The 13,040-nt window shown below is 36.1% G+C and carries 11 protein-coding genes; all 11 read right to left on the reverse strand.

Features of this window, described 5'->3' with window-relative positions; genetic code table 11:
- Positions 1–13 precede the first annotated feature (13 nt).
- The 11 genes from C7381_RS03215 to C7381_RS03265 all read right to left on the reverse strand — a co-directional run bounded on the left by C7381_RS03215 (position 14) and on the right by C7381_RS03265 (position 12,876).
- Complete coding sequence (locus C7381_RS03215; protein ID WP_116479864.1) at positions 14–226, reverse strand: hypothetical protein; 213 nt, start codon at positions 224–226, stop codon at positions 14–16.
- 147 nt (positions 227–373) lie between these two features.
- The gene (locus tag C7381_RS03220) at positions 374–976 is read right to left on the reverse strand and encodes an XTP/dITP diphosphatase (RefSeq protein WP_245893713.1); all 603 of its coding nucleotides are present in this window, start codon (positions 974–976) and stop codon (positions 374–376) included.
- The gene (locus C7381_RS03225; RefSeq protein WP_116479866.1) at positions 976–3,042 is read right to left on the reverse strand and encodes an N-acetylmuramoyl-L-alanine amidase; all 2,067 of its coding nucleotides are present in this window, start codon (positions 3,040–3,042) and stop codon (positions 976–978) included. The genes C7381_RS03220 and C7381_RS03225 overlap by 1 nt, the downstream gene beginning before the upstream one ends.
- Before the next feature lie 161 nt (positions 3,043–3,203).
- Positions 3,204–4,622, reverse strand: coding sequence for an Asp-tRNA(Asn)/Glu-tRNA(Gln) amidotransferase subunit GatB (gatB, locus tag C7381_RS03230; protein WP_116479867.1), 1,419 nt, complete (start codon positions 4,620–4,622; stop codon positions 3,204–3,206).
- Positions 4,622–6,028 carry an Asp-tRNA(Asn)/Glu-tRNA(Gln) amidotransferase subunit GatA gene (gene gatA / locus C7381_RS03235; protein ID WP_116479868.1) on the reverse strand — a complete coding sequence of 469 codons (1,407 nt, stop codon included), beginning with the start codon at positions 6,026–6,028 and terminating at the stop codon, positions 4,622–4,624. The genes gatB and gatA overlap by 1 nt, the downstream gene beginning before the upstream one ends.
- Positions 6,028–6,303, reverse strand: coding sequence for a hypothetical protein (locus tag C7381_RS03240; RefSeq protein WP_034546073.1), 276 nt, complete (start codon positions 6,301–6,303; stop codon positions 6,028–6,030). The genes gatA and C7381_RS03240 overlap by 1 nt, the downstream gene beginning before the upstream one ends.
- Complete coding sequence (ligA, locus tag C7381_RS03245) at positions 6,296–8,278, reverse strand: NAD-dependent DNA ligase LigA (RefSeq protein ID WP_116479869.1); 1,983 nt, start codon at positions 8,276–8,278, stop codon at positions 6,296–6,298. Before ligA ends, C7381_RS03240 begins: the two co-directional genes overlap by 8 nt.
- A 7-nt stretch (positions 8,279–8,285) precedes the next feature.
- The gene (locus C7381_RS03250; RefSeq protein WP_165803579.1) at positions 8,286–10,409 is read right to left on the reverse strand and encodes an ATP-dependent helicase; all 2,124 of its coding nucleotides are present in this window, start codon (positions 10,407–10,409) and stop codon (positions 8,286–8,288) included.
- A gap of 94 nt (positions 10,410–10,503) precedes the next feature.
- Positions 10,504–10,875 carry a metal-dependent transcriptional regulator gene (locus C7381_RS03255; RefSeq protein ID WP_116479871.1) on the reverse strand — a complete coding sequence of 124 codons (372 nt, stop codon included), beginning with the start codon at positions 10,873–10,875 and terminating at the stop codon, positions 10,504–10,506.
- Positions 10,876–10,878: 3 nt separating this feature from the next.
- Complete coding sequence (locus C7381_RS03260) at positions 10,879–11,181, reverse strand: YerC/YecD family TrpR-related protein (protein ID WP_034546083.1); 303 nt, start codon at positions 11,179–11,181, stop codon at positions 10,879–10,881.
- Between the two features lie 24 nt (positions 11,182–11,205).
- Entirely contained in the window at positions 11,206–12,876 is a 1,671-nt protein-coding gene (locus tag C7381_RS03265; protein WP_116479872.1) for a formate--tetrahydrofolate ligase, read from the reverse strand.
- Positions 12,877–13,040 lie beyond the last annotated feature (164 nt).

Genomic DNA, 13,040 nt, shown 5'->3' on the forward strand with positions numbered 1-13,040 from the left:
TTATCCTTCCTTTCTACCATCCCATACTCCATGTAAACATAATGACCAATATAGTCATGACAAGCATCGAAATTATTTGAATTGATTTTGAGAAGTTAAGTTCAACGACTTTGTTTTCCTCAAGTGTTTCCATCTTATTTATCTTTGATATTTTAATGGAATTATAAATATAATTGCCTGCAATTATTAAAAACAAAATAACTAGGCCTTTTGATGTACCATTCATATTTCTCTCCTTTCATAATCCATATCGTTGTACTAGTTATATAGTACACCATTTTTCTATCTATGTCAATATGTTTTTTAAAAAAAATAAAAAAAATCTCAATAATAATATCTTGTTCGATATTATCATTGAGACTAAATTTTATATTTATTTTTTATAATTTTCGCTAAAATAATTCTTCAGCTTATCGAGTGCACGTCTTCTATGACTTATTTCATTCTTTTCGCTCTCGCTCATTTCAGCAAATGTCTTCTGTTTGCCATGTGGAAGAAAGTACGGATCATATCCAAATCCGTTTTCCCCTCTTCTCTCAAAAATTATCTCGCCTTCACATTCTCCTCTGAAGAAATGCTTTTCTCCTTCAGGAGTTATAAGACACAAAACCGAAACAAAATGAGCTGTTCGATCTTCTTTTTTAACATTTTCAAGTTTTTTTAGAAGGAGTGCATTGTTTTTTGCATCATCGTGTTCATCACCTGCATACCTTGCACTATGAACACCCGGTTCACCATTTAACACATCAACCATAAGCCCTGAGTCGTCCGACAAAATATATGAATCATTGAAAATTTTTCTTATAGCATTTGCTTTAATGAATGCATTGTCTTCAAATGTTTGACCGTTTTCATCCGGCTCATCATAATTTTTTTCAATCTCATATACACTTTTAACATCGAAATCAAGTTCCGAGAGCATGTGTTTAATTTCTGTAATTTTATGGTTGTTGCCACTTGCAACGACTATCCTCATTATCTATATTCCTCCAAGAAATCCTCTATACCGTTTATAATGCCGTCAACAATCTTTGATTGATATTCCGGTGTCAAAAGCTTTGCTCTTTCAGCAGCATTACTCAAAAATCCTGTTTCAATTAAAATTGCCGGTGCCGTTGTATTCTTTAAAACATAATATTTTTCCATCTTTAACCCACGTGTTTTTTCGCCAATTGATCTTTCAATAGCATTTATTACCATTTGACCGAATTCTTTTTGGTTAGGTTCCATTGAAGGAGAAGTACAATAATAAACTTCAAGTCCTTTAGCTGCACTACTATCAGCGATATTTGCGTGAATTGATATAAATACATCCGGTTTCAAACTATTTGATATTGCAGCTCTTTCTGACAATGTTTTATAAGAATCCTCCGTATCGTTTGTCTTCTGAACTCGATATCCCATCGCTATCAGCCTGCTTTCCAAAAGTCTTTGAATAGGTTTTATTACATCGACTTCTTTTACACCTGACGGAATGTGAATAGCTCCCGGATCTGTTCCACCATGTCCCGGATCAAGCAAAATAAAATAGTCAGCGTTTCTTCCTGTTCTAACTTTGGATATGTTTAATGTCATATCAGGCGACTCCGGATCAACATTAACAGAAACCGCTCTCAATAGACTTATTGTGAGAACTCCATTAGTTACATCCAAATCTTTTACAAGACTGTCATTATATTTTATAGAGCCATTCGGAATTCTATCGCCAACACTTATTGTTATTTTGTTTTGTGACTGATCATAATTAAACGGTAAATCTTTGGCTATACCTTTAATTGTTAAACTTCTAGCGGTTCCGGAAGTTCTAAATTTAAAATTATCATAAAGCGTTCTTTCCGGAGTCACAACAAGATCGTTACCTACTGTTTTTATTACTAGATTTGGGTGTTCAACATCTTTGTCTATATCAAAAACAACCCTGACAATTCTATCAGTTTTTTTATAGTTTTTATCCGGAATAAATTGACTGCTTCTTATATATTTTACAAAACCAAGTTGTAAAGGGAATTCTTTATAGTGCCCCGACGCCATATTTGAATCTAGAAAATCAAGAATAATCCTCTTTGGATTTTCAAGAATCATCTTGTTATAATTTTGTTTCCCCATGTTTTTTATAACAATACTTTCTTTTCCATTCACATTTTCTATGCGAATGTCCGAAAATAAAAAAGTATCAGTGACAATGATACTCTTACCATCGTCACTGTCATAAACCGTAATCTCACCCTTTGTCTTATTGAAAGATATTACAAGGTCCTCTCCTTGCTTTTGAATAATATATTTATCCGAGTTTTCAATCATACTCTTATCTTGACCGACAAGACCTTTGTTTACATCTGCATTTTTTACAATTATAGTAGTGGAAGTTGTGCCGACCTTTACTTCATAATTTGGTTTTGCAGTAAATGTAAATATTAACTTTACTGTACTTGTATCATAGTCCACATTTTTATCTTGAAGTGTAACTTTTCCAATAGTTTCTTCCTTTGGCTTAACAATTTCTTCTGTCGGTGGTGGATTTGAAATTTGAGGTCCGTCTATCAAATCTGTAGCTGTGGCTTCTGCTTTTTCTTCACCATTAGCAATGGTAACAGTTCTTGTCTTTTGAATCCAACCAACTTTTTTGCCCATATATTCACTCAAATATCTGACCGGAACATAAGTTGTTGCATTTGCTCCACCATCTACATTTATCAAAAGAGCCATAACTCCTTTCGGAGTTTCAACTCTGCCACTCCCCATATTTACAAAGTTTTTTCCAACAGGAAACCAAATCGTCTTTCCTCCATGAATACCTACTGTGGAAGTTTTATGAATCCATTCCACCTTATATCCTAAAGTCTCCGATACAAATCTCACAGGCACATATGTAACCCCGTCAACAACAAAACTTGGAGTCGGACTTTTTTTATCCACTCCATTTATGTTTAAATTAACATCAACAGCTTCTTTTACCTTACCGTTAATATTAAGACTTCTTGCCTCTGTATTTATATTAAATAAAGTTATTAAAAATAAAACAAATAGAATTAACCTTTTCATACTATCCTCCACTTTTTAATTGTAACATATGAATACTTCTAAATCAAGGAAAAATTAGTTCAACGTAAATATGTAATGTAAAAGTAATTATGCAGAAATATAATGGACAAATAATTTTTAAAACTATAAAAAATCCCCGGCTAATATGCCGGGGTAAAATACTAATTATTTTTAATTTGTTCTATTAAGAGTTTATTTACAACACCTGGATTTGCCTTTCCTTTAGACTTTTTCATAACTTGTCCGACAAGGAATCCAAGTGCTCTGTCTTTTCCTTGTTTGATGTCTTCAATCGATTGAGGATTTTCCTTTATAACTTCAAGCACAATGTCCAAAATTGCACCTTCGTCACTTATTTGAATCAATCCGTCACGCTTTATAATTTCCTTTGGACTCGTTCCTTCGTCAAACATTTCCTTGAAAACTTTTTTTGCTGTATTGTTATTTATCTTTTCTTCTTTAATAAGACCTAACAAATATGAAAAATCTTCCACGCCGAATTTCAAATCTTCAATTAGGGTTTCATCTTCGTTCAGTCTTCTTAAAAGTTCATTTATAATCCAATTTGATGTGAGAGATACGTCACCCGTAGCTTTTTGAACTTTTTCAAAATAGTCCGAAAGATTTTTATTTGAACCGATAACATTTGTGTCGTAATCAGAAAGATTATAATTCTTTTTTATACGTTCTCTTCTCTCATCCGGAAGTTCCGGTAAACTCTTTTTGATGTTATCAATAAATTCTTCTTCGAGTTCAAAAATCGGAATGTCGCCTTCGTATGCAAATCTATAGTCATCCTTTGTCGTTTTAACACGCATAAGAACTGTTTCACCTTTTGATTCATCGAAACGTCTTGTATCCTTTTGCCCTCTTTCGCGATTTTCAACCATTTTTTTGTGTCTTTCTTCTTCGAAATTAAGAGCGGCTTCAACACTTCTTGTAGAACCTATATTTTTGACTTCAGTAATTTCCGTTTTAAAATCACCATCGACAATATTGATGTTGCAGTCACATCTTAAACTTCCTTCTGCCATCTTACAGTCGGAAACTCCAAGCTCGGTCAAAGTTTCGCGAAGCTTTTCAATAAATGCTCTTGCTTCTTTTCCACTTTCAATGTCCGGCTTCGTTACAATTTCAATGAGCGGAACTCCGGCACGATTGTAGTCCATAAGAGTTGTATTGTCTTGCATGTGAAGAGCCTTCCCGGTATCTTCTTCCATGTGAATCCTTATAAGTCCAATCTTTTTCTTCTTGCCGTCAACATCAATTTCAACATATCCGTTCTGACAAATCGGTCTGTCATCTTGTGAAATTTGATATCCTTTTACGAGGTCCGGATAAAAGTAATTCTTCCTATCCATCTTTATAGTTCTATCTATATCGCAATTGAAAGCAAGACCCGCCATAACTGCAAATTCAATAGCACGATTGTTTATTCTAGGAAGCGCACCCGGCATTCCAAGACATGCAGGACAGGTGTTTACATTCGGGTCATCCCCGAAAGTATTTTTACAATCGCAAAACATTTTTCTGTCCGTCTTTAATTCAACGTGGATTTCAAGTCCAATTAATGTTTTCATTATTTCACCAATCCTTCATAAGCTCGAGCGATTCTTGCCAAATTGTAATCGCTTTTTTTCTTTCCTAAAAATTGCATTCCTGCATTTATAACATTCTCGCTTGTTGACGGAACATTTATTCCCGGAATTCCGGCAAGATTTATTGCAACAGTAAGAAGGTCCCCTTCCATCATTTGTCTCGGATTCTTAACTTGCGATTCAAGTTTAAATGGAAGAGTTGTTGCAGTCGGAGTTAAAATTGCATCTGCATTTTTAAAGATTCTATCATAATCTTCTGCAATCTTTTCTCTTATTATGAGTGCCTTGTCGTAATATGTTTCACGAAGATCGCTGCTCATAATATACATTCCCAAAAGAATTCTCCTCTTAACTTCATCGCTAAAACCGGCTGTGCGAACTTCTTTCATATAGTCACTAAAGTTTTTAACGTCACTCTTTATTCCCGCATATCTTATGCCGTCAAATCTAGAAAGATTCGAACTTGCTTCGCTGTCGATGATTGCATAATATGTTGCAACCGCATAATCCAAATGCTCAAATTCGGCTTCCACAATTTCCACTCCTGCTTTTTCAAGAATTTTCAACGACTTGTCATAGCTTTCTTTGACTTCCGGTGCCAAATCGAAATCTTTGAGGTGACTTAAGATCGCAATTTTCTTGCCCTTCAAATCATTTATATCCTCTTCAATTGAAGTCTTCATTTCCGGCATGTCCGCACTTATTTTCGTCATATCGTTCGGCGTGTCTTTTGCCATTGCTCTCAAAAGAATATACGCATCTTCCACACATCTTCCGAAACTTCCGACGCTGTCAAATGTATTTGCAAGAGATGTAACTCCGTATCTCGAGACGAGACCATATGTCGGTTTAAATCCTACGACGCTACAGAATGAGCCCGGTTGTCTTATCGAACCGCCCGTATCTGTACCGACTGCCACGTCAACAAAACCCATCTTTGTTGCAGCTGCGGATCCGCCACTTGAGCCGCCCGGTACAAGTGTGTGGTCAATCGGATTTTTTACAGGACCGAAATATGAAGTTTCGTTGGAGCTTCCCATTGCAAACTCGTCCATATTGAGCTTACCAATTACAACTCCGCCTTCAGATTCAATGTTTTCTGCACAGTCTGCGTTATATACACTCTCAAAATTTTCAAGCATTTTCGATGCGCACGTGGTTTTAAGACCTTTATAGTTTATATTGTCCTTTAGTCCGACAACTGCCCCGTAAAGCTCGCCGCTCGGATTAATGTTTTTAACTCTTTCCCTTGCGCCATCCAAATCGAGCGTGATAAAACTGTTTATTTCCTTGTCTTTGTCAAGACCTGAAATGATATCTTCGAGATGTTCCTCAGGTGAGAGCTCACCGGATTTTATTAATTTTAAAGTTTCATGTAAATATCTCATTAGTCTTCCCCCACATATTTTATAGTTTCGATAAATCCATATTTTTCCGAAACTGCATTTCTTGTCGCTTCTTCATTTGTGAGTGACGGCTTCGGCTCGTCTTTTGACGGATGTTTTTCAGCCGGGTTGACATTGTACATTTTTTCTCCCGTTTCATCAAAATCTTCTATAGATTTTAAAACATCCATACAATCCACGAGTTTTTCATAAAATTCGTCGCCCTGATCTTTAAATTTTGCAAGGTCGAGCAAATTATAATAAGTTTCTTTATCCATTAATAACCTCCATTAGCTCATTTTCATTCATAATTTCGATTTCGAGTTCGTTTGCCTTATCCAGTTTCGAGCCCGGATTTTCTCCAACTAAAACCAAATCTGTATTTTTTGAAACGGAAGACGTTGCTTTCCCGCCTTCTTTTTCAATATATGCCTTGATTTCATCACGCTTCATTGAGGAAAAAGTCCCCGTTATAACCACTGTCTTGCCGGTAAAAAATCCTTCTTTCACTTCTTCGTCGTGTTCTATGGTGTTCACTCCGAATTCCAAAAGCCTCTTTATGAGTTCCTTTTCCCCCTCGTGATTGAAATAACTTATAATATTATTTGCAATAACATCTCCAACTCCATCTACAGATGTAAGTTCTTCAAATGTCGCATTTCTGAAATTTTCAAAAGTCTTAAACCTTTTTGCCAAATCTGTAGCCGTTCTTACTCCAACTTCATTTATTCCGAGTCCGAAAATAAATCGATGAAGTTCTCTAAGTTTAGACTTGTCAAGTGCATTCATAAGATTGTCAGCCTTCTTGTCTCCAAACAGCGGCAGTTTCAGTAAATCTTCTTTTGTAAGTGTATATAAATCACTCACATCGTTAATGCCTAAGTTTTGCACCATCGAGTCGACCGTTTTTTCATTAAGCCCTTCTATATCCATGGCATTTCTCGATGCAAAATGAGTTATCCTTGAAACTATTTGTGGATTGCAGTATGTCTTGTTTGGGCAAACGAGATAAGCTCCATCCATAACAAGTTCTGTGCCACACGATGGACAAATTTTAGGAATTTCCACTTCTTTTGTGTCAGATAAATCGCCAATAGTTCCCATTATCTCCGGTATAACTTCGTTCGAGCGTCTTACAATTACCTGGGCTCCAATTCGAACCTCTTTCCTTTTTATATCGTCGATATTGTTGAGCGTTGCAGAACTTACCATTGCTCCCGCAATTTCAACCGGTTCAAGCTTTGCAACAGGTGTGACTTTTCCCGTCCTTCCGACTTGCCAAACTACATCCAGTACTTTTGTTTCAACTTCTTCCGCTTCGAATTTGAATGCAATTGCCCATCTTGGGAATTTATTTGTATATCCCAAGACTGTTCTTGTCCTTATATCGTTTATCTTTATTACCGCACCGTCTGTCAGGTAATTTAGTTCATGTCTTTTTTCTTTTACATATTCAATATTTTTTATAACATCTTCTATGCTGTCAACAAGTGGATGGAATTCATTGACCGGAAAGCCCTCTTTTTTCAAAAATTCGAGCGTTTCCATGTGATTCTTAAAATTAAAATCGTCCATATAGCCGATATTATATGCAAACACTCTCAGATTTCTTTTTTCGGTTTCCCTTGTGTCTAGATTTCTTAGAGCTCCCGCCGCAGCATTTCTGGCATTTTTCAAAGGTATTTCCGCAGTTTTATTGTATCTTTCAAGCTCCGATAGTGGCATATATGCCTCGCACTGAATCTCTATATGACCGGTGTAATCAATCATAGTCGGAATGTTTTTTATGGTTCTTGCCTGTGCTGTAATATTTTCTCCCACAACACCGTTTCCTCTCGTTGCCGCAACTTTAAGATATCCCGACTCGTATGTTAGATTACATGTAAGTCCGTCAAATTTGAATTCCGTAACATATTGAATGGGCGGCAATTTATCCTCATGCGAATTGTTGTACTCCACTCTCAGCTTCTCCGCTCTGTTTGCCCATTCAATCAACTCATTCGTCGACTGTGACTTTTGAAGACTCCAAAGCGGTCTTTCGTGTGTATATTTTTCAAAACCTTTTAAAAGTTCCCCTCCGACTCTCGTTGTCGGCGAATCTAAAAAGTTAAATTTGTATTTATTCTCCATGTCGACAAGTTCCTGATACAACTTATCATATACAGCGTCTACAACAATTGGGTCGTCCAGAGTATAGTAATGATAGTTGTACAAGTTTAGCTTATCGACAAGCTCCCTCATCTTTTCAAGCATTTTTCACCTACTTTTTTGTGAGCGGTGCGATTGAAGCTTTCAATTTCTTCAAGCCCTTAGACGGGAATGCTATTGTAATGTCGTCTCCGACCAATGTCACAACCGTTCCTTCGCCCCACATTTTATGAATAACCTTATCTCCGATATTAAAACTTCCTGCCTTTTCTTTCTTTGCTCCCAAACCGATTTTCCCTGTAAAGTTTGTCGGTCTAGGAATTGGCTTGCCTTCTGTTTTAACTTTCGATTTTACAGTTTCATCCTCAATTTCCACAAAGTCCTTTATCTCTTCAAGAAATCTGCTGTTTTTAGAGTAAATCGTCTGTCCGTAAATCATTCTTGAATCTGCGGAAGTGAGGAACAGCCTATCTCGTGCTCTTGTAAGTGCGACGTAAAATAGTCGCCTTTCCTCCTCGACATCCTTTTCATCTTCCATACTCATTCTGGACGGGAAGAGTCCCTCTTCAAGTCCGACAACGAAGACATTTCTAAACTCCAACCCCTTTGAAGAGTGCACCGTCATAAGCACAACTTTGTCCTCTTCTTTGGACTGGTCAATGTCCGAAAGAAGCGAAATTTCGTTTAACATTTCAGAAAGTTCCGACTCAGGATTCTTATTTTCGTATTCCTTTACATAGCTCACAAATTCATAAACATTTTGAACTCTCGACTCATCTTCCGGATTCTTTGAAACTTTAAGTTCTTTTAAATATTCCGATTTTTCAAGTACGATGTCCACAAGTTCGCTTAGAGAAACATCGTTCATTACTTCTCTGATTTTTATAAAATCTTCTCCGAATTGTTTTGCGGATTTTGTTCCGATATCGGAAAGCGTTTCAAAATAATCCTTGCCCGTTACGAGTCTGTATTCATTCAAATCGCCGAGTGTCTTCGGTCCGACCCCGCGCCTTGGAGTATTCACAATTCTTTCAAAACTTACAGAATCGAAAGGATTGTTTAAAAGTTTCAAATAGGCAAGTACATCCTTGACTTCTTTTCTGTCGTAGAACCTTATACCTCCGATAATCTCATACGGAATGGAATTTCTTACAAACACATCTTCAAATGCTCTCGACTGATTGTTTGTTCTGTACAAAATCGCTATGTCGCTATATTTTTCTCCGGAGTCTTTCAAATTTTCAATGATTTCTAAAACCTTATAAGCTTCGTCGTCTCCGGTCATGAGATTGTAGCATTTAACTTTTTCGTCGTCTGCCTTTGTCGCAAGAAGTTCCCTTTTATATTTTTGCGGATTATTTAAAATCAAATGATTCGCTGCATCCAAAATACTCTTAGTCGAGCGGTAATTTTGATTCAAATAAATAACTTTTGCACCTTTGAAATCCCTCTCAAAATTCAAAATATTTTCAAGATTTGCTCCTCTAAAAGCGTAAATACTTTGATTCTCATCACCAACGACTGTAAGATTGTTGTGAACATGAGAAATTGCCTTTATGAATTTATACTGTATGTCGTTTACGTCTTGATACTCATCGACAAATATATAGTCAAACTTACTTGAATATTCTTCACAAACACTTGGGTTTGCTTCAAAAATTTTTACAGTTTTTAAAAGAAGATCATCAAAGTCAAGTGCATTCGCTTCTTTCATCGCTGCTTCATAATCGAAAAATATTTCTCCGACAATTTTTAAATAAAAATCGCTTCCGGCAAATTCCTGAAATTCTTTAACGCCCATTCCCTTGTTTTTAAAATCGGAAATTCTGTTTTTAATGGACTTCGGCTTAAATTGGTCACTGTCTAGATTTCTGTCCTTAATAATTCTTTTTATTAGATTAACACTGTCCTGAGTGTCATATATAGTAAAATTAGAGGAATAATGTTTTCTTAAAATACGTACACAAATGCTGTGAAAAGTTCCGATCCACATTCCGTTTATAGATCTTTCAAGAAGTTCCTCGGCTCTTTCCTTCATCTCATTTGCGGCCTTGTTTGTAAAAGTAATTGCCAAAATATTAAATGGATTAATCCCAATTTCTTTTACAAGATAAGCTATTTTATATGTAACAACTCTCGTCTTTCCTGAGCCTGCCCCTGCAAGAACAAGCACCGGTCCCTCAGTATTGACAACAGCTTCATATTGACTTTCGTTAAGTAAATTCTTAATATCCATAATATTCCTCTCTTTAAATCTGCTCCTTCTATTATACATTTAATGTGCTTTATATTCAAGCTTATGCTATCAATTCCAAAAAAAGAAGATGACATTAGCCATCTTCTCTCTCTGAAAATTCTTTAAGTTTTACATATAATTCGTCACCGATTACATGCTCAAGCTTACACGCTTCATCATCAGCTTCAACCTCATCGAGTCCCAATTTTTTTAAGATTTTCACCAATACTTTGTATCTTTCAAGGACTGAAAGTGCTTTTTCCTTACCTTTTTTTGTAAAAACAATTTCTCCGCCTTCAATAACCTCGACTAGTTTTTCGCTTTTTAGAAGTGAAACCGCACGCGAAACGCTGGCTTTAGAATATCCCAATTCATTTGCAACATCAACGCTTCTTGAGGTTTGATTTCCAAGGCGTAAAAGCAAAATCGTCTTGAGATACATCTCCTGTGATTCGCTTCCTGCCATAATCTATTCCTTTGTTAAACCCAATTTTCTGAAAATCAAGTTGTATCCATCTGCACCGTAATTCAAAGAACGATTAATTCTTGAAATTGTTGCAGTAGATGCTCCTGTTTCAGCCTCGATTTCATTGTAAGTCTTGTTTTCTCTCAATTGTTTTGCTACTTCTAATCTTTGTGCAATTGCTTGAATTTCTTTAATTGTGCAAATATCCTCAAAGAATCTGTAGCAATCATCCATAGTGTCCAACGTTAGAATAGCTTCAAATAAAGCATCCGTTTGTTCACTCTTAAGTCTGGAATTATAAGCCATTTCTAATCCTCCTTAAAATTTATTCTAAAATAGTCCGACTATTTCGCCGTCCTCTTTTATATCAATATTGTTAGCGGCAGGAACCTTTGGAAGTCCCGGCATTGTCATGATGTCACCTGTAAGAGCAACAACAAATCCTGCACCATTTGAAATTCTAACATTTCTTACTGTAAGTTCAAAATCTTTCGGTGCTCCGAGAAGTTTCGGATCGTCTGAAAGTGAATATTGCGTTTTTGCCATACATACAGGAACTTTGTCCATTCCATTTTCAACAATTCTCTTTATCGAGTTCTTTGCTTCTTTTGTAAAGATAACATCCTTTGCTCCGTAAATTTCTTTTGCAATTGTTGTGATTTTATTTTCAATTGTGTCATTTACATCATATAGCGGTTTGAAATTTGACTCTTCTTCTTCGCAAACTCTGACTACTTCTTTTGCCAAATCAACAGCTCCTTCGCCACCTTTTGCAAATACTTGAGAAAGGATACATTTTCTTCCTTCTTTTTCCACAAGTTCTTTCAAAAGCTTAATTTCACCTTCAGTATCAGTTGGGAATTGATTTATTGCTACAACTGATGGAACTCCAAATTTAGCAACATTTTCCATGTGCTTCTTCAAGTTTTCAAAACCTTTTCTAAGTGCATCAAGATTTTCCTTGTCGTAGTCTTCTTTTGTAACTCCTCCGTGATGTTTTAAAGCTCTTATTGTTGCAACAATAACAACTGCATTTGGATGTAAATTACCCATCCTGCACTTGATATCAAAGAACTTTTCAGCTCCAAGGTCAGCACCGAAACCTGCTTCTGTTACTGTGTAATCAGCAAGTTTTAGAGCATATTTGGTTGCAAGAATTGAGTTACAACCGTGAGCAATATTTGCGAAAGGTCCACCGTGTAAAATTGCAGGTGTGTTTTCAAGTGTTTGTACCAAGTTAGGTAAAATTGCGTCTTTCATAAGAACTGTTACAGCACCTTGTGCATTGATATCTTTAACAAAGACAGGTGATTTATCTCTTCTATATGCAATAACGATATTCGAAACTTTTTCTTTAAATTCTTCAAGGCTGTTTGACAAACATAAAATTGCCATAATTTCAGAAGCAACTGTAATGTCGAATCCATCTTCACGTGGATATCCGTTTGAAACTCCACCAAGACCCACAACAATTTGTCTTAAAGCTCTGTCGTTCATATCGAGAACTCTCTTCCAAACAACTCTTCTTACATCGATTTGTTGTTCATTACCTTGGTGAATGTGATTGTCGAGCATTGCAGCAATAAGGTTGTTTGCAGCTGTAATTGCGTGGAAGTCACCTGTGAAGTGAAGATTGATATTTGTCATTGGAACAACTTGTGCATATCCTCCACCTGCTGCACCACCTTTAACTCCGAAAGATGGTCCGAGTGATGGTTCTCTTAATGCTGAAATTGCTTTCTTTCCAATTTTGTTGAGTCCCATTGAAAGACCGATATTAACTGTTGTCTTTCCTTCCCCTGCCGGTGTAGGTGATATAGCCGTTACAAGAACGAGCTTGCCATCCTTTTTGTCCTTAAGTCTTTCATAGACAACCGGTTCAATCTTTGCCATGTAGTGGCCATATTGGAATAAATCTTCCTTTTCAATACCTAATTGTTCAGCTATCTTGTCAATATAAAGCATTTTTGCTTCTTGTGCAATCTGTACGTCTGTTTTCATATTACATTCCTCCTTATTAACCAATATTCTTTGCTTTATTGTATCACATTAAGTCGTGATAGTCAACACTTTAATTTGTAAAAGTTGGTTTTATTCTATAACTATTTAAAGTTAAATTGAATTATAAAAATAAAACCTACTAAATGGATACCCCATTTAATAGG

It is taken from the genome of Ezakiella coagulans (assembly GCF_003096635.1).
GTDB classification, from domain to species: Bacteria; Bacillota; Clostridia; order Tissierellales; family Peptoniphilaceae; genus Ezakiella; species Ezakiella coagulans.

Coding starts and splice junctions, on each gene's coding strand:
- C7381_RS03215 (WP_116479864.1), bottom strand. CDS start 226: ATGAATGGTACATCAAAAGGCCTAGTTATTTTGTTTTTAATAATTGCA.
- C7381_RS03220 (WP_245893713.1), bottom strand. CDS start 976: ATGAGGATAGTCGTTGCAAGTGGCAACAACCATAAAATTACAGAAATT.
- C7381_RS03225 (WP_116479866.1), bottom strand. CDS start 3,042: ATGAAAAGGTTAATTCTATTTGTTTTATTTTTAATAACTTTATTTAAT.
- gatB (WP_116479867.1), bottom strand. CDS start 4,622: ATGAAAACATTAATTGGACTTGAAATCCACGTTGAATTAAAGACGGAC.
- gatA (WP_116479868.1), bottom strand. CDS start 6,028: ATGAGATATTTACATGAAACTTTAAAATTAATAAAATCCGGTGAGCTC.
- C7381_RS03240 (WP_034546073.1), bottom strand. CDS start 6,303: ATGGATAAAGAAACTTATTATAATTTGCTCGACCTTGCAAAATTTAAA.
- ligA (WP_116479869.1), bottom strand. CDS start 8,278: ATGCTTGAAAAGATGAGGGAGCTTGTCGATAAGCTAAACTTGTACAAC.
- C7381_RS03250 (WP_165803579.1), bottom strand. CDS start 10,409: ATGGATATTAAGAATTTACTTAACGAAAGTCAATATGAAGCTGTTGTC.
- C7381_RS03255 (WP_116479871.1), bottom strand. CDS start 10,875: ATGGCAGGAAGCGAATCACAGGAGATGTATCTCAAGACGATTTTGCTT.
- C7381_RS03260 (WP_034546083.1), bottom strand. CDS start 11,181: ATGGCTTATAATTCCAGACTTAAGAGTGAACAAACGGATGCTTTATTT.
- C7381_RS03265 (WP_116479872.1), bottom strand. CDS start 12,876: ATGAAAACAGACGTACAGATTGCACAAGAAGCAAAAATGCTTTATATT.